General features: G+C 66.7%; 17 protein-coding genes. 8 read left to right on the top strand and 9 right to left on the bottom strand.

The window, feature by feature from the left end; all coding sequences use genetic code 11:
• Positions 1-2 precede the first annotated feature (2 nt).
• Positions 3-257 carry a hypothetical protein gene (locus DOS48_RS07015; protein ID WP_127116329.1) on the bottom strand — a complete coding sequence of 85 codons (255 nt, stop codon included), beginning with the start codon at positions 255-257 and terminating at the stop codon, positions 3-5.
• A 132-nt stretch (positions 258-389) separates the two neighbouring features.
• Here DOS48_RS07015 and DOS48_RS06570 point away from each other — a divergent pair, with 132 nt between their 5' ends.
• Positions 390-632: a ferredoxin gene (locus tag DOS48_RS06570; protein ID WP_127116328.1), complete on the top strand. Its 243-nt coding sequence runs from the start codon at positions 390-392 to the stop codon at positions 630-632.
• Between the two features lie 6 nt (positions 633-638).
• On the opposite strand, the gene hemB is transcribed toward DOS48_RS06570, so the two are convergent.
• From hemB to DOS48_RS05160, 3 genes are all read right to left on the bottom strand, one after another.
• The gene (gene hemB / locus DOS48_RS05260; protein WP_127116327.1) at positions 639-1,619 is read right to left on the bottom strand and encodes a porphobilinogen synthase; all 981 of its coding nucleotides are present in this window, start codon (positions 1,617-1,619) and stop codon (positions 639-641) included.
• A 110-nt stretch (positions 1,620-1,729) separates the two neighbouring features.
• On the bottom strand, positions 1,730-1,894 hold the full coding sequence (locus DOS48_RS05185) for a DUF6757 family protein (protein ID WP_168654229.1): 165 nt from the start codon (positions 1,892-1,894) through the stop codon (positions 1,730-1,732).
• Positions 1,895-1,962: 68 nt separating this feature from the next.
• Complete coding sequence (locus DOS48_RS05160) at positions 1,963-2,781, bottom strand: PHP domain-containing protein (protein WP_127116326.1); 819 nt, start codon at positions 2,779-2,781, stop codon at positions 1,963-1,965.
• Positions 2,782-2,922: 141 nt separating this feature from the next.
• Between DOS48_RS05160 and DOS48_RS05130 the strand changes: the two genes are divergently transcribed.
• On the top strand, positions 2,923-3,207 hold the full coding sequence (locus DOS48_RS05130) for a DUF2795 domain-containing protein (protein WP_127116325.1): 285 nt from the start codon (positions 2,923-2,925) through the stop codon (positions 3,205-3,207).
• Between the two features lie 94 nt (positions 3,208-3,301).
• Here the strand turns inward: DOS48_RS05130 and DOS48_RS05040 are convergent, their stop codons facing one another.
• Positions 3,302-4,348 carry a DUF5784 family protein gene (locus tag DOS48_RS05040; protein WP_127116324.1) on the bottom strand — a complete coding sequence of 349 codons (1,047 nt, stop codon included), beginning with the start codon at positions 4,346-4,348 and terminating at the stop codon, positions 3,302-3,304.
• 117 nt (positions 4,349-4,465) lie between these two features.
• On the opposite strand from DOS48_RS05040, the gene DOS48_RS05000 reads away from it, so the two are divergent.
• On the top strand, positions 4,466-4,633 hold the full coding sequence (locus DOS48_RS05000; protein WP_008005688.1) for a DUF5786 family protein: 168 nt from the start codon (positions 4,466-4,468) through the stop codon (positions 4,631-4,633).
• Between the two features lie 81 nt (positions 4,634-4,714).
• Here the strand turns inward: DOS48_RS05000 and DOS48_RS04980 are convergent, their stop codons facing one another.
• Both DOS48_RS04980 and DOS48_RS04625 read right to left on the bottom strand, forming a co-directional pair.
• Complete coding sequence (locus DOS48_RS04980; RefSeq protein WP_127116323.1) at positions 4,715-5,383, bottom strand: hypothetical protein; 669 nt, start codon at positions 5,381-5,383, stop codon at positions 4,715-4,717.
• A complete protein-coding gene (locus DOS48_RS04625) occupies positions 5,380-6,375 on the bottom strand; it encodes an NAD(P)H-binding protein (RefSeq protein ID WP_127116322.1) in 996 nt (331 codons plus the stop codon). The genes DOS48_RS04980 and DOS48_RS04625 overlap by 4 nt, the downstream gene beginning before the upstream one ends.
• A 96-nt stretch (positions 6,376-6,471) precedes the next feature.
• On the opposite strand from DOS48_RS04625, the gene DOS48_RS04460 reads away from it, so the two are divergent.
• The 4 genes from DOS48_RS04460 to DOS48_RS03285 all read left to right on the top strand — a co-directional run bounded on the left by DOS48_RS04460 (position 6,472) and on the right by DOS48_RS03285 (position 9,259).
• Positions 6,472-7,395 (top strand): MBL fold metallo-hydrolase, encoded by a 924-nt coding sequence (locus DOS48_RS04460; RefSeq protein WP_127116321.1) that lies wholly within the window; start codon positions 6,472-6,474, stop codon positions 7,393-7,395.
• 70 nt (positions 7,396-7,465) lie between these two features.
• A complete protein-coding gene (locus DOS48_RS04365) occupies positions 7,466-8,071 on the top strand; it encodes a hypothetical protein (protein ID WP_127116320.1) in 606 nt (201 codons plus the stop codon).
• Between the two features lie 25 nt (positions 8,072-8,096).
• On the top strand, positions 8,097-8,621 hold the full coding sequence (locus DOS48_RS03620; RefSeq protein WP_244629348.1) for a hypothetical protein: 525 nt from the start codon (positions 8,097-8,099) through the stop codon (positions 8,619-8,621).
• Between the two features lie 5 nt (positions 8,622-8,626).
• A complete protein-coding gene (locus DOS48_RS03285; RefSeq protein ID WP_127116319.1) occupies positions 8,627-9,259 on the top strand; it encodes a YigZ family protein in 633 nt (210 codons plus the stop codon).
• 30 nt (positions 9,260-9,289) lie between these two features.
• Here the strand turns inward: DOS48_RS03285 and DOS48_RS01070 are convergent, their stop codons facing one another.
• On the bottom strand, positions 9,290-10,933 hold the full coding sequence (locus DOS48_RS01070) for a DNA-directed DNA polymerase II small subunit (RefSeq protein WP_127116318.1): 1,644 nt from the start codon (positions 10,931-10,933) through the stop codon (positions 9,290-9,292).
• A gap of 101 nt (positions 10,934-11,034) precedes the next feature.
• On the opposite strand from DOS48_RS01070, the gene DOS48_RS29295 reads away from it, so the two are divergent.
• Positions 11,035-12,219 (top strand): S26 family signal peptidase, encoded by a 1,185-nt coding sequence (locus DOS48_RS29295; RefSeq protein ID WP_244629347.1) that lies wholly within the window; start codon positions 11,035-11,037, stop codon positions 12,217-12,219.
• A 135-nt stretch (positions 12,220-12,354) separates the two neighbouring features.
• On the opposite strand, the gene DOS48_RS00030 is transcribed toward DOS48_RS29295, so the two are convergent.
• Positions 12,355-14,337 (bottom strand): Cdc6/Cdc18 family protein, encoded by a 1,983-nt coding sequence (locus DOS48_RS00030; protein ID WP_127116317.1) that lies wholly within the window; start codon positions 14,335-14,337, stop codon positions 12,355-12,357.
• Positions 14,338-15,066 lie beyond the last annotated feature (729 nt).

Raw genomic sequence — 15,066 nt, 5'->3', positions numbered from 1 at the left:
GGTCAGACCGTCTCGTCGAGGTCGTGTTCGGCGGCCATCTTCGACGCCTCGGCGGCGAACCGCTCGACCTCCTCGGTCGGGCTCTCGCCGAGCGCGCTCTCGTCGACCTCGCGGCCGGCGGTGACGCCGCCGCCCGTGACGAGCCGCTGTTCGGCCAGCTCCTTCGTGTGCATCCGCTCGCCGTCCGTCGTGGCGTACGTGAGCCGCACGAGCCCCTTCGAGTCGAACTGCCGGTCGACGAGCCAGACCGTGGTCATACGCGGGCATGGGTCCCTGCGGCGCTTAAAAAGGACGGTCGCGGCGAGCGAACCGCAACGCGGCGTGGTTCGGCCCTCGAGATCGCGGGCGGCGCCGTCAGCGCTTTGTACCGCCTCGTCGAACCGAGAGATATGCGAGTGAAGTTCGATCGCGACACCTGCGTCGGGATGTACCAATGTGTCGCCGAGTGGGACGCCTTCGAGAAGAACCTGAACGACGGGAAAGCGGACTTACGCGACAGCGAAGCGGAGAGCGAGGGCGTGTTCGTCGTCGACGTGCCCGACGGCGAGGAGTTCGACGCGAAGTTCGCGGCGCGGGTCTGCCCGGTCGACGCCATCGAGGTGTACGACGACGACGGCGAGCAGGTCGTCTGAGCCGACTTATAACCGCTCGGCCAGGTCCTCGGCGAAGTACGTGATGATGAGGTCCGCGCCCGCCCGCTTGAGCGACAGCAGCGACTCGTGTGCGGTCGCTTCGAGGTCGAGCCACCCCTTCTCCGCGGCCGCGTGGAGCATCGCGTACTCGCCGGAGACGTTGTACGCGGCGACCGGGTGGTCGAACTCGGCCCGGAGGTCGGCGACGATGTCGAGGTAGGGGAGTCCGGGCTTTACCATCAACACGTCCGCGCCCTCCTCGGCGTCGATTCGCGCCTCGCGGAGCGCCTCGCGGCGGTTGGCGGGGTCCATCTGGTAGTGGCGGCGGTCGCCGAACGCGGGCGCGCCGTCGGCGGCGTCGCGGAACGGGCCGTAGAAGGCCGACTCGTACTTGGCGGCGTAGCTCATGAGCGCCACGTCCTCGTGGCCCGCCTCGTCGAGCGCCTCGCGGATCGCCCGCACCTGCCCGTCCGTCATCGCGGAGGGCGCGACCATGTCCGCGCCCGCGTCGGCCTGTGAGACCGCGGTCGCCGCGAGCAGTTCCAGCGTCGCGTCGTTCTCGACGGTGAGCGTCGGGTCGGTCTCGGCGTCGTCCTCGATCACCCCGCAGTGGCCGTGGTCCGTGTACTCACAGAGGCAGACGTCGCCGATCACGTACGCGTCTGTCTCGGCGGTGATCGCCCGGATGGCGCGCTGGACGACCCCGTCGTCGGCGTACGCGCGGCTCCCCTCGGGGTCTTTCGAGTCGGGAATTCCGAAGAGGATGACGGCTTCGACGCCCGTCTCGCGGATCGCCTCGACGCGGTCGACGGCCTCGTCCACGGGGACGCGCTCGTGGCCGGGCATCGTCTCGATGGGGACGCGCTCGTCGGTCGTCGCGTCGACGAAGACGGGCGCGACGAGGTCCGCGGCCGAAAGCGAGGTCTCGCTCACGAGCGGCCGGACGCCGTCGGTTCTGAGCCGCCGCGGCCGGTCGGTTGGGTGCATACACACGCGTTGGCTCCGAGCCGTCTTTTATGATCCGTCCGCGGCGGACCGACCGATAGCGAGCGGCGAAAGGCGGGGAGGAAGGGCCGACGGCGCGTTTTGGACGCCGGCTACTCCGACGACTCGATGTCGATCTTATCGCGGAGCGACGCGAGCGTGTCGGACTCCGCGAGTTCCTCTACGCGCGCCTTGAAGTGTTCCTCACAGAGGCCGACGACTACGCCGCTCTGCTCGGCCTCGTACGTGGCCTCCAGGTCGCAGTAGTGACACCGCATACCTGCAGCTCTGTCGGGGCCGGGCTTAACCTTGTTTGTCGATCGGGAACGTCCCCGAATCGAGGCCGTCAGCGGGCCTCGGCGTCGGAAGAGGCGGGTTTCGGGAGCCGCTCGCGGACCGGGGCGAACGCCTCGGCCGTCAGCCCCGCCTCGGCGAGCGTGCGTTCGTGCGCGTCCGTCCCGCCCGTCAGGAGGAGGTCGCTCTCGGCGGCAACACGTTCGACGCGCGCGTCGTCGACCGCGCGCCCGTACGGGTAGAACCGCTCTATCGCGTCGAGTGTGCGAGCCACGTCGAGCGCGTCGTCGACCGCCTCGTAGCGGAACGGGTGCGCGAGACCGACCAGCGCGCAGGAGTCGCGGAGGAGTTCGACCCCCCGTTCGAGAGCCGTCACCTCGCGCGCGACGTAGCAGGGGCCGTCGTTGCCGATCAGCTCGTCGAAGGCGCCGGCGTAGTCGTAGGGGGCCGACGACTCGGCGATGGCGCGAGCGATGTGCGGTCGCCCGAGGCCGGGGCGCGGTTCGACTCCGAGCTCCACGCCGAGTCGGTCCTCCACGCGGTCGAGGATGGCCGCACCGCGGCGCTGGCGGTCAGTTTGGAGGCGCTCGATCTCAGCGTCGAGCGCGTCGGTGTGTTCGACCCCGTACCCGAGGAGGTCGAGGCGTTCGAAGCCGGCGTCGACGCGGAGTTCGATACCGCGCACGACGCTGACCCCGTCGCGCTCGACGACCGGGGCGTCGAGCGCCGGGTGAACGCGGTCGTGGTCCGTGATCGCGACCCAGTCGAGGCCGGCGTCGCGGGCGACGTCGACGAGTTCGTCGGCCGTCATCGTCCCGTCGGACACCGTCGTGTGCGCGTGGAGGTCGGCGACGATCCGGTCCGTGTCCATGCCGGTCGTTCGGCGACCCGCCACTAAGCGTCGGCGGTCGGGACTGCCGGCACGTGGAATATAAGGCAATTTAAGGAGATTCCTCGGACTAAGGTTGTGCATGGACAATCATTAAGAACCATCGGCGATTTGGAGTAGTTGATGCGCTTGAATGGCGTCGACGACCGGATCGAACGGCACCAATATCCGACGACCTCGGAAGAACTGATCGCGGCCCACGGAAACGCGACCGTAGAGCTCGCAGACGGCTCCGAGCGTCTCGGAGACGTGCTGGAGCGATTCGGCGACCAGACGTTCGACAACGCGGACGACGTGTTCACCACGCTCCGCGCTGGCGTCTGCCACCGTGGCGTCGGTCGGCGGTTCTACTCGGACCGCGACCCGACGACCGGCACGGACGACGGCCCGACGCCGGTGTCGTTCTGAGAGGCCGCAGAAACCACACTCCGTTTTTTCACACGCTCGCTCCGAGAGCGACGCGGCCCTCGGTCGAGAGCGGACGTACGATGGAGCGGCCGTCTCAGACCCACTCGATCGCGTCCGACAGGTCGAGCGGCACTGCTCCCTTCTGGTAGCCTTCGACGTGACCGTCCGGGCGCGCGCGAAGGACGACAGCGGGCTTGTGTCGGACCTGCGGTTGCGCGTCGCGCACGACCGCCCAGTCGTCGGCGGGGAACGACGTGCAGTCGACGAAGAGGGTGACTCCCCCGCCGTGTGCCTCTAACTGGCCGCTCGTCTTCGTCTCGGCGGTGTCGCGGACCGCCGCGACGGGGTCGCTCGCGGCGCGCCCGGAGACCGGCTGCGGGCGCGTCACCTCGACGAGCCACGCGGATCCGGTGTTCGGGTCCGTGGCTCGGAAGTCGAGCGAGTGGCCGGTCGTCACCTCGATCTCGGGCGTGATCGCGTAGCCGGCGTCGGTGAGGATGCGGGCCGCGGTGAACTCCGCGATGGCGGCGTTCATCCGGACCAGGTCCATCGACGCCGAGGTCCCGAGCTTCCCGGCCATCGTCTCGCGCTCGTCGTCGAGGGTGCCGGACCTGAGCGTCTCCTCGACGAACCCGGTCCCCTCCGCGCGGGTAGCCTCGGGGAAGCCGGCGGCGTGGTCCCGGAAGAACGCCCGCGTCGTCTCGGCCCCGTCCTTCGAACAGAACACGGGGAGGAAGAACCACGAGACGTGCGGGTAGGCGGCGAGCCACGGCTCGTCGTCGTGGAGGCCGGCGAGGAGCTCCCGTTGCCCCCACCGGGAAACCGGATACGGCACTTCGTCGAAGCCGTACTTGTCCGTCCGCCAGAGTTCGCTCGGCGTCTCCGTGTTTCCGATCCAGTAGCCGACCGGCCCCGGCGTGGCCGCCGGCGGGGGGTCGTCGTCGCTGTCGGTCCAACAGAACAGCGCGAACGAGCCGTCGTCCATGTCGAATCGCCGGGCCTCGTAGCCGGGCGGCGGCGAGAACCACGGGTCGCTCGCGGTCGCCCCGAGGTTGTCGTCGAGGGGACGCTTGAGCTGTGAGCGGACGCGGTCGGCGCTCCACCGGCCGGGAGCGCGTCTGAATCGAAGCGGTTGTGCCACATCGAAGCTATCGCACGGCGCGATTAATCGGTTCCGGTGGGGCCAACGCTGCCCCACCGCGAAATGTCGGCGACACATATATTACTGACAGTTCCAAAGGGAGAGTGTACCATGTCAATGGGTGCCTATGACGAGGCCGAACACGAGCGTCGTGAGAAGAAGACCAGCGAAGTCGACGCCGATTTCGACGCCGAGCGGCCGGAGTACTCCGGATCGCTCACGTACGATTCCGGCGACTCCACGGAGGCACTCCTCGACAAGTTCCAAGAACTGCAAGGCGAGTGAGCCGGCGGTTCGGTCCCCGCTATTTTCCGGTCTGACGGAGCCAGACTCCGAGAGAGCCATCGCCGAGTCACACCGCCGGGGTCACGACAGGATGATCGCCGCGGAGCAGACGAGCGCGACGGCGAGGACGTGACCGACGACCGCGCCGAGCAGGACCGGCTCTGCGAGCAGGAAGGGGACGAGCGCCAACTGGAGCGTCGAGAAGGCGACATTTTCCGCGTCGAGTCGGCGCGCTCGGGCGGTGGCCTCCGGCGGGAGGTCGACGTGCACCGCGCGCCACAGCGCGACGACCGCGCTCCACCAAGAGGTCCCGATCCGATAGGTGAGGTCCCAGAGGATCAAAAGCGTGAGGTAGACGACCGGAAGCGGCGGGTCGGCGCCGAACAGGCGTTCGATCAGGGCGCCGTCCCACGCGATCATGTACGTGACAAGCGCGATGAACGCGAGCACCCCGAGGACGATCTCGATGCTCGACCCGAACAGGAGGCGCTTGTGTGAGGCCGGCGTCGGGAGTCGCCGGTTGATCGCGCCGAGACGGTGCATCTCCACGCTTCCGACGGCCGCCACGACGACGGCGACGGTCCCGGCGAGGACGGCGCTCCAGAGCTCGTAGTACCAGCCGAGCGCCAGCACGCCGACCTCGAAGAGGAGGAACTGGATCGCGACCGCGAGCGTCCGGGAGAGGTTTAAACCGGGGATGCCGCCGACGAGGCTCTCGTACACCCACGTCTCGCCGTAGTTTCGGCTCACGACTGCTTCCCCGCGGGCGTTTCGTCGCCGGACCCGGCGGGCGAGCCGTCCCCCGTTCGCGGCGTCTGGGCGGCGTCAGTCCGTCGTTCCGGGTGTTTCAACTCGTCTATCGCCCGCGCGACGGCGACCTCGAACGGCGTCTGGTCGACCGAAACGTGGTCGTGAATCCGGTCGTCTTCGACGATCACGGTGTTCCGGAGCCCCTCCACGAGCGACCGGGCGAGGTACGGGTTCACGTCGGTGACGAGCCGGAGCCACTTCGCCGACAGTTCCGGGCTCAACACGGGGACGCGAACGATACGCAGCGTGTGCCCGAGTTGGTGCCGGGTCCGCCGGAGGATCTCCGCGTACGTCAACACGTTCGGGCCGCCGATCTCGAAGGTGTCGCCGGCGGTCGCCGGGGCGTCGAGCGTCCCGACGAGGTACTCGACCACGTCGTCGATCGCGATCGGCTGACAGAGGGTGTCGACCCACTTCGGCGTGGTCATCACCGGGAGTCGGCTCGCGAGCCCGTAGATCACCTCGAAGCTCGCGCTCCCGGCGCCGACGATGATCGCCGCCCGCAGCGTCGTGAGCGCCGGGTCGCCGGTCGCGAGGATGCGTTCGACCTCCCGGCGGGACTTGAGGTGTTCGGAGAGCGCCTCGCGGTCCTCGCCGAGGCCGCCGAGGTAGATGATCCGGTCGACCCCCGCCGCCGACGCGGTGTCGACGAAGTTCTGGGCGCAGTTGCGGTCTCGCTCCTCGTACCCCGGACCGCCGTCCATCGAGTGAACGAGGTAGTAGGCGACGTCGACGGGGTCGCCGTCGATCTCGAAGGCCGGCGGCAGCGTGTCGGGTTCGAGCAGATCCCCCTCGACGACGCGGACGCCCGCCGGCGGCGCGTAGCTGTCGGCGTCGCGGACGAGCGCGACCACCTCGTGTCCCTGTTCGAGGAGCGTGGGGATGAGTCGGCTCCCGACGAATCCCGTGGCTCCGGTGACGAGCGCGCGCATACGGTCCCATCGGGCGGCGCGACCATAAGCGTCTGCCACGTGACGGGCGGCTCACGGACCGATTGCTAAAAGGTGCCGCGTGGTAGTCCTCCCCGTATGCACGCTGGCGAGTTCGAGCCGGTCCGGGGTGTCGACGACCTGTACGTCCACGACACCGGGATGTACGACACCGACGAGTACGGCGCTGTGTACGTGTACGACACCGAGCGCCCGGCCGTGATCGACACTGGCACGGGCGCGAACCGCGAGTCGCTATTCGAGACGGTCGAGGCGATAGGCATCGACCGCGAGGCGGTCGCGTGGATGCTCCCCACGCACGCCCACCTCGACCACGCGGGCGGCGCGGGTCACCTCGCCGAGCGTTACGAGAACGCCGCGGTTCGCCTGCCTGAAAAGGGGGTCCGACATCTCGTCGATCCGGACACGCTCGTCGCCGGCACGAAATCCGCTGTCGGAGACCAGTGGCAGTACTACGACGAACCCGTCGCAGTCCCCGAAGACCGCATTTCTGGACTCACAGAGGGAGACCGGATCGATCTGGGTGACCGCGAACTCGTGGTTCACGAGGCGCCCGGTCACGCCCCGCACCACGCCTTTTATCACGAGCCGGACGCCGGCGTCGTGTTCACCGCCGACGCCGCCGGGATCTACGTCCCGGAAGTCGATTCGGTCCGACCGACCGCGCCGCCGCCGCAGTTCGATCTCGACCAGTGTCTCAGGGACCTGTCCGCGATCGAGGCGCTCGATCCGGCGTACCTCTGTTTCGGTCACTTCGGGCCGCGCGAGTACGACCCGTCGCTGATCGGCGAGGCGAAGCGGGCGTACGTCGAGTGGGTCGAAGCCGTCCGAGAGAAGCGCGAGGCGCTGGACGACGACGACGCGGTCGTGGAACACTTCGAGGAGGCGAGCCGACACGTGGAGTTCTGGAACCCGGAGCGCGCCAGAGCCGACGCCAGCCTGAACGCGCGGGGAGTGTTGGCGTACCTCGACCGCGTCGAGAAGGAGGAGCGGGCGGAGTAGCGCCGGCGTCGAACGGAGTCCGGCTCCGACGCAAACCCCTAAACCCCGCGTCGCGTAGTCGGCTCCATAGATGGGTATCTTCGACACGATCCGCGCCGTGCTCGGAACGAGCGCCGAGACGGACGCGACCCGCGAGGCCGACCCCGAGGATCTGTTCGGGATGTCGACCGCGTACATGACGATGGAGGCCGACCTCGGCTACGACCACTGCGGGGAGGCCGCGCTGTGTTTCTCCGGCGTCGACAGCACGCGGTTCGACGACGCGGTCGAGACGGTCGAAGCGATCTTAGAGGCCGGCGAAATCGACACCGGGACCGGATTCCACCGATACGAGGACAATCACGGCTACCAGTGGTTCGTGTTGGAAGACGACGACCCGGAGGACCTGGTGACGAGCATTCACTTCGCGGCCGACCAGTTCATCGAAGAGGGGTTCGGCTCCCGCCTGCTCGCGGCCGTGTTCGGGTTCGAACGCGACGGCGTCGACGCCTACTGGATCTACTCGTTCCGCCGGGGAGGGTACTACCCCTTCGCGCCGGACGGGACGAGCGACCGGAACCAGCAGGTCGAGTTCAAACTCCAATCCGTTCTAGACGGCGAGCTCGGCCTCGAAGCCGACGAGTCCTACTGGTACCCGCTGTGGCCCGATACGCCGGGGAATCACCCGTGGGAATGACCGGACAGGCCGCGCGAGGCGCGCGATGAGCGCCGCGGAAGGCGACGCGGAGGGCGCCGCGGAAGGCGACGCGGAGAACGCCGCGGAAGGCGACGCGGAGGGCGAGGCCGACCGCGCGTACGCCGGCCGCGACGCGACACGGAAACGGCTGCTTCGGGCGGTGGCGGCACAGACCGCGACGCTGAGCGCGACCGTCCACTTGCTGTGGGCGTGGCCGCGACTCGGCGATCCGGCTGACGCGCGCCCGTACGTGTTCCTGCTCGCCGGCGTCTTCACCGTCGCCGTCGCCGTCGCGACGCTGCGCGCGGACGAGTACCGACGCCTGTACGCGCTGGGCGCGGGGACCCTCGGCGCGTTTCTCGTCGGCTACGTCGGCTGGCACAGTGGGAGCCTGATAAATGCGCTCGCGGCGGAGCCGCTCGCGATCGTCGGGAAGGGAGCCGAAATCGTCGGGGTCGTCGCGTTCCTCGCGTTGTACCGGCTCGCGCCGCCCACGAGCGTCGTCCTCGAACGCCGAGACGGAGAGCGCGCCGAGGGGGACTCGGCGTAGCGCCCATGAGCGAGACGTACCTGACGGTCGCCGAGGCGGCGACGGCGACGTTCGAGGTGCGGGGATCGGAGTTCCTCGGCCACGTTGCGCCGGCCGACTCGGTGACGGCGGCCGAGGCGTTCATCGAGCGCGTCCGGAGCGAGTACGACGACGCGACCCACAACGTGCCGGCGTACCGCGTTCCGGCCGGCGAGGCGTCGGAACGGACGCCCGACGGCGAGGGGATGCTCCGGGAGTACTCCTCGGACGACGGCGAGCCCACCGGATCGGCCGGGAAGCCGGCGCTCAACGTCCTCCAGCAGCGCGAGATCCGGAACGTCGTCGCCGTGGTGACCCGTTACTACGGGGGGACGAACCTCGGGGTCGGCGGGCTCGCGCGCGCCTACTCGCGCGGGGTGAAAGACGGGGTCGACGAGGCGGGCGTCGTCGAGGAGCGGCCCCATCGCCGGCTGGTCGTAGAGACCGCCTACGACGACTCGGGGACCGTTCGCGGCGTCATCGAGTCGGCCGGCGTCGAGTTCGACGCCGACTACGACGAGCGGGTCCGGTTCGCGCTCCGGGTTCCGGTGGAGGAGGTGGACGCGCTGACAGAGCGGCTCAACAGCGCGACGAGCGGGCGCGTCGACATCGAGCGGTGAGGCGCGTTCGGCCGGCGGGCGCGACGAGCGCTACGAGAACTTTCTGACGGTCATATCGAGCGTGTCCAGGTCGAGGATCGGCGCGTACCCCGAGTCGGGGTCGATGTTGACCGACTTCTGGAAGTCCGTCTGGGCCTGCCAGCAGCCGGAGTTGACGGCGAGGACGTTGTGGTACTTCCCCCACCCGAGTTTGTGGACGTGGCCGGTGTGAAACACGTCGGGCACGTCCTCGATGACGAGGTAGTCCCGTTCTTCCGGCGCGACGCGCGTGTGGCCGCCGAACTGGGGCGCGACGTGGCGCTTTTTTAAGAGCTGGTACATCGCCTTGTGTGGTTCGTCGTAGCTGGCCTTCTCCTCGGGGAGTTCCGCGATGACCTCGTCGAGCGAGACGCCGTGGTACATCAGCACGTCGACACCCTCGACGGTGACCGTGGCGGGGTTCGAGACGATCTGCGCGTCGTGGACGTCCATGATATCGCGGATCTCGTCGTTGAATCCGGGCTGTGGCTCCGCGAGCCGAACCGCGTCGTGGTTGCCGGGGATCATCACGATCTCGGTGTCGGCTGGGACCTCCTTGAGGTACTCCGCGAACGCCTCGTACTGCTCGTAGATGTCGACTATCTCCAGCTCCTCGTCTTGGTTGGGGTAGACGCCGACGCCTTCGACCATGTCCCCGGCGAGGAGTAGGTATTCGACCGGCTCGGCCTCGGGCGTGTGGAGCCAGTCGGTGAAACTGCTCCACGCGTCGGCCATGAACTCGTCGCTGCCGACGTGGACGTCGGAGATCAACGCGGCCTGGACGTGGCGGTCGGCGCCGCCGGTCCGGTGGGTCCGCGGGATGTCGGGGAAGTGGAGCGAGTCGGCGAACAGGATGCCGGAGTCGTCGGCGAGGGTCCCCTCGATAGCGAGACACTCGTCCATCAGAATCTCGTCGACGAGGTCGGCGAGCCCCTTGTCTTTCATCACCAGCGCGGGGAAGGTTCCGGTCGTGTCCTCGAGTTCGATCAGCCAATGACCGGACTTCGTGGACCGAACGTCGTTGACGAGGCCGATCATCGCGGCGTCGCTCCCGCCGGGCATCTCCGCGATAGCCTCGGCCGGGCGGTGGTTGACGCGACCGCGCAGGACTTTCGAGAGCCGCTCGTACCGGTCTCGGAAGGTCCGGACGAAGTCGCTGTACGCTCCCGTCCCCGTGCTCCGACCGGTCATGTCGTTGCCGACGGTCAGTTCTCGTAAGTCGGGGTCGTGGTGCGGCGCGTCGTCGGTGCGATCGGGTGCGGTGTCGGACGCGCTCCCGGCGGTCTCGCCGTTGGAAGCGGCACGAGTGGTCGAAGAAGACCCCCCTGTTTCGACTGGAGACGCCTCTTTCAGACCTTCAAAGGCCGATTCGTTCCCATTTCGGTTTGGAGGAGACGTGTGGGTCGAATCGGCAGACGTGGCGGTCGAATTCGCGGCGGGATCGGCGCGGTCGTCGGTGGCGGCGCGGTCGTCGGTGACGGCCCGAACGTGGTCGGCGGTGATCCGGAGCGCGTCGGCCGGAGCACGGTCGACGACCGATTCGACGACGGCGGCGGAGTCGGATGCACTCGCGAGGAGGGTGACGGCTTCGCGTTCTGCGTTGTAGCCGTGTCTGGCGAGTTCCTTGGCGATTCGGGCGTTCGACTCCAGCGGCACGACATTCGAAACGGGAGCGCCGGTCAAAACGGTTCCGGAGGCCGTCGTTTTCCGACCGGGGACCCAGAAGCTTATGAGCGAAACCCGTCAACCGCCATGTAATGGACAACGGGGATCGGTCGGGGCGGGACGACGAGCCCGACCGAGAGACAGGGTCGGCGGGAAACGGTGAGGAGAGCGGCGGACCCACGCGAGACGCTGCTCCGGGCGACGACGTCACCGAAGAAGACATTACAGAGGACGAGCCGACCCCCGCCGGCCCCGCTTACGGCAGTAGCGGTGACGAGGTAGCGGAGAGTGAAGAGGGAGCAGACAGCGAGGAGGTAACGGACAGCGAAGAGGTAGTGACGGACAGCGAAGAGGTAGTGACGGACAGCGAAGAGGTAGTGACGGACAGCGAAGAGGTAGTGACGGACAGCGAAGAGGTAGCGGAGAGTGAAGGGGGAGCAGACAGCAAGGAGGTAGCGGACAGCCCGGCGAACCACGGGAGCCCCACCGGCGACGGGTCCGCGACCGATAACGGACTGCTGTACCGGTTTCGGAACGACATGGACGGCCCGCTGATGTGGATTCGCGAGATGCTCTCCAGCGTCGCCATCGTCCTGTTGATCGGCTTGCTGCTCTTCGGGGTGAGCGGTGTGTGGCCGCCGATGGTCGCGGTCGAGTCCGGAAGCATGGAGCCGAACATGGAGGTGGGCGATCTCGTCTTCGTGACGGAACCGGGCCGACTCGCGCCCGACGCCGCCCAGAACGAGGTCGGCGTGGTGACCCACGCGATCGGTGAGAGGGTTGATTACCGCACGTTCGGGTCGTACGGCTCGGTGGTTATCTACCGCCCGCCTGGGCGAACCGCCTCGCCGATCATCCACCGGGCGATGTTTCGAGTGGAGGCGGGCGAAAACTGGTATGACCGCGCAGACGACCAGTATCACAGCGCCGCCGACTGCGGAGAGCTGACTCACTGTCCCGCACCCCACGACGGGTTCATCACACTCGGCGACAACAACGGCCAGTACGATCAGGCGAACGGGCTTGCCGCACCCGTCAAGGCCGACTGGGTGACGGGCGTCGCACGGGTTCGAGTGCCGTACTTGGGGTACGTGCGGCTGATCGCGACCGGGCAAGCGGAGTTACGAGATGTGGTCGCGACGACCGGCCCGATAGCGACGACGCGCGCGAGCGTTCGCCACGTTGACGCGAAAGACGGGTTCGACGACGGCTCGGGTGCTCGTGACACAGAGGCCGTCGTTTCCGGTGGAGATGTGGCTGCGGTCGTCGCCGGGTGAACTGCGACAGCGAGGGAGCGGCGCGAAGCGATCGGGTCTTCTTAACGCAAAACTCGGAGAGGTGGTTAGTCCGGACTCGCAAATCGAATCGGTGTGTGTCGAAGCCGTTGCGTGTCGAAGCCGTTGCGTGTCGGGTCAGTTGTCGAAGCGGGCCTGCACGAACGGCTGGGCGTTTTCGATATCCCCGAGTCGGGAGTCCGAGAGGAGAACAGCCTCAGTCTCTTCGACGGGAACCGACAGCCCCATCTCCTTCGTTCGGCCGTAGCGCCCCTTCGACACGACCACGGCGTTGACGATGCCGAGCATATCGAGTTCGCTGATGAGGTCGGTGACGCGGCGTTGGGTCAACACGTCGGCGTCGATCTCCTCGCAGAGTCGCTTGTAGATGTTGAACACCTCGCCGGTGTTGATGTTGTGGACGCCGTTCTTCTCTAAGAGGATGACGGCAAAGAGGACGATCTTGCTCTGAGTCGGGAGGGTGCGGACGACCTCGACGACGCGGTCGAGTTCGATCTTGTCTTGGGCCTGTCTGACGTGTTTTTCCGCGACGATCTCGGCCTGCGAGCGCTCGGCGAGTTCGCCCGCGGTTCGAAGCAAGTCGAGCGCGCGTCGCGCGTCCCCGTGTTCCTGGGCCGCGAACGCCGCACAGAGAGGGATCACGTCGTCGGTGAGCGCTTCCTGTTTAAAAGCGATATCGGCGCGGTGTTGGAGGATGTCGCGGAGTTGGTTCGCGTCGTACGGCGGGAAGACGATCTCCTCCTCGCCGAGGCTCGACTTGACGCGGGGGTCGAGGAAGTCGGTGAACTTCAGGTCGTTCGAGATGCCCATAATCGAGATCCGGGACCTGTCGAGTTCGGAGTTCATCCGCGAGAGGTTATACAGCGTGTCGTCCCCGCTTTTCTCGACGAGTTTGTCGATCTCGTCGAGCATGATCACGACGACGCGCTCGTGGTAGTCGACCGCCTCGAAGAACGTCGAGTAAACGCGGTCGGTGGGCCACCCCGTCATGGGGACTTCTTCCATCTCCTCGGCGTCGCTTTCGAGCGTCTCGATGCGGTCGTCGAGGTCGTCGACGGAGTCGAACTCGGTGCCGTTGAGGGCCTCGGTGGCGGTTCCGGTACCGTCCGCTTCGACCGCTGTCTCGCCGGCCTCTGTCACGTCGGCGCGGAGCGATTCGAGGCGGTCGAGCCGGTCGTCGATCACCTCCTGGTTCTTTTCGATGAACGTGTTCGCGAGCTGCGCGAGGACCCGGTACTGCGTGTCCGTCACCTCGCAGTTGATGTACTCGACCTCACAGGGGACGTCGTACTTCTGGGAAGTGGATTCGAGTTCCTGTGAGACGAACTTCGCGGAGGCGGTCTTGCCGGTCCCCGTCTTCCCGTAAATGAGGATGTTTGAGGGAGTCTCTCCGCGGAGCGCAGAGACGAGGATCGTCGCCATCCGATTTATTTGATCGTTCCGGTGCGGGAGTTCGTGCGGGGTGTACGAGGGTCTGAGGACCTCTTTGTTCTCGAATATCGGTTCTCCGGAGAGTAAGTCGTCGAACAGCCCCTGGTTGTCGTCGTCATCGTCGTCGAGGACGACGCCGTTGAGGTCGACGTCGGGCGACGAACGATCGCGCCCGCCGTTGCCGAATCCCGCGGTCTTCGACTCGGCGTCGGGCACCCCGCTCTCGGTCGATCCGGGCGGCGTGCCCGAATCGGCGGGAGCGGTTTCGCCGTCGGCCTCGGTGGTACTGGGGGCGTCGGCGCCGTGGTCGCCGGCATCGTGGTCGCCGGCATCGTGGTCGTCAGGGCTGTGATCGTCAGCGTTGTGATCGCCAGGGCTGTGATCGTCAGCGTCGTTTCGCGTCGGTTCCTCGAGATTGCCATCGTGTGCGTCGCCTTCGCTCACTCCTTCGGAGGGCGAAGCCGATGCGTCAGCAGTGAGTGAGGGATCGGTAACCGAAGAATCGCTGGCTGAAGCGGCGGGAGCCGACGAATCGCTGTGTGACGCTTCACTCGAAGGAGAACCGGTGGAGTCGCTGCTATGGCCCGATTCGTCCTCGTCTGGGTCGGGTTCAGGTTCGTTCGAGTTGGTGCCACCGTCGGCCTGCGGCGTATGGTCGTCTTCTTTCATGTGAACCCCTCTGTTTCAGGTGGAAGCGGTTTCCCAATCCGCTTCTCACGCCGTCTGCGGTCGGAAATACTGGTCTGTGGTCGTATTGATGCTAAACCACGTCCAGTTGATACAGTCGAACCAGATGAAGAGATGGTACTAAAGTGTTGCTCTCTGGAGTTGAAATGATGCCTTACGATCTGTTTTCGGGTGAGTTGCCTCCGATAATCTGTAGGTCGGAACGTTCTCCAGCGAGCGCAAGACAGCATCGTCGAGCCTATACGAGGGGCATATGCCGGAGAAGCATATCGGTTGGACGGGAAACGCCGGGCGAGAGAAACGAGGACAACGGACCGAAAGGGTGTTTGGGAGGGTCCAACCGCGGCGTGGCGACCGGGATCTCACGAACTGATATCGTCTGTATCGTTGGCCCCCCCACCCCTTTGTTTCGGGTGGAACGGTAGATTGGGTGGGTGGGGGTGTCTGGGGCGTCTAATGTTACCGGTAGTTTTAATATATACCCCTTAAAACAGTACCCTCGACAAAGCCCAACACTATATTTTAGTCATTTACTAGTTTATTTTATGTTCAGAGAGACGATTTCTTTGTGGGACAGTTCATCTCTTCGTCCCGACCGGACCAACTCGTCGACCCCCACCCCACCACACCACGTCTCCACTCGAAACGAAGGGGTGGGGGGGAGGGGCAGACAGCGACCGGTAAACTGGATGCAATACGGTAAACTGGATG

It is taken from the genome of Halorubrum sp. PV6 (assembly GCF_003990725.2).
In the GTDB taxonomy this organism is placed as follows: Archaea; Halobacteriota; Halobacteria; order Halobacteriales; family Haloferacaceae; genus Halorubrum.
The sequence above is the reverse complement of the archived record's forward strand: the minus strand, read 5'-3'. Positions and strand labels throughout refer to the sequence as shown.

Bases quoted from the DNA above. Each gene is read 5' to 3' on its own strand.
- DOS48_RS07015 (WP_127116329.1), bottom strand. From the start codon at position 257: ATGACCACGGTCTGGCTCGTCGACCGGCAGTTCGACTCGAAGGGGCTC.
- DOS48_RS06570 (WP_127116328.1), top strand. From the start codon at position 390: ATGCGAGTGAAGTTCGATCGCGACACCTGCGTCGGGATGTACCAATGT.
- hemB (WP_127116327.1), bottom strand. From the start codon at position 1,619: ATGCACCCAACCGACCGGCCGCGGCGGCTCAGAACCGACGGCGTCCGG.
- DOS48_RS05185 (WP_168654229.1), bottom strand. From the start codon at position 1,894: ATGCGGTGTCACTACTGCGACCTGGAGGCCACGTACGAGGCCGAGCAG.
- DOS48_RS05160 (WP_127116326.1), bottom strand. From the start codon at position 2,781: ATGGACACGGACCGGATCGTCGCCGACCTCCACGCGCACACGACGGTG.
- DOS48_RS05130 (WP_127116325.1), top strand. From the start codon at position 2,923: ATGCGCTTGAATGGCGTCGACGACCGGATCGAACGGCACCAATATCCG.
- DOS48_RS05000 (WP_008005688.1), top strand. From the start codon at position 4,466: ATGGGTGCCTATGACGAGGCCGAACACGAGCGTCGTGAGAAGAAGACC.
- DOS48_RS04625 (WP_127116322.1), bottom strand. From the start codon at position 6,375: ATGCGCGCGCTCGTCACCGGAGCCACGGGATTCGTCGGGAGCCGACTC.
- DOS48_RS04460 (WP_127116321.1), top strand. From the start codon at position 6,472: ATGCACGCTGGCGAGTTCGAGCCGGTCCGGGGTGTCGACGACCTGTAC.
- DOS48_RS04365 (WP_127116320.1), top strand. From the start codon at position 7,466: ATGGGTATCTTCGACACGATCCGCGCCGTGCTCGGAACGAGCGCCGAG.
- DOS48_RS03620 (WP_244629348.1), top strand. From the start codon at position 8,097: ATGAGCGCCGCGGAAGGCGACGCGGAGGGCGCCGCGGAAGGCGACGCG.
- DOS48_RS03285 (WP_127116319.1), top strand. From the start codon at position 8,627: ATGAGCGAGACGTACCTGACGGTCGCCGAGGCGGCGACGGCGACGTTC.
- DOS48_RS29295 (WP_244629347.1), top strand. From the start codon at position 11,035: ATGGACAACGGGGATCGGTCGGGGCGGGACGACGAGCCCGACCGAGAG.
- DOS48_RS00030 (WP_127116317.1), bottom strand. From the start codon at position 14,337: ATGAAAGAAGACGACCATACGCCGCAGGCCGACGGTGGCACCAACTCG.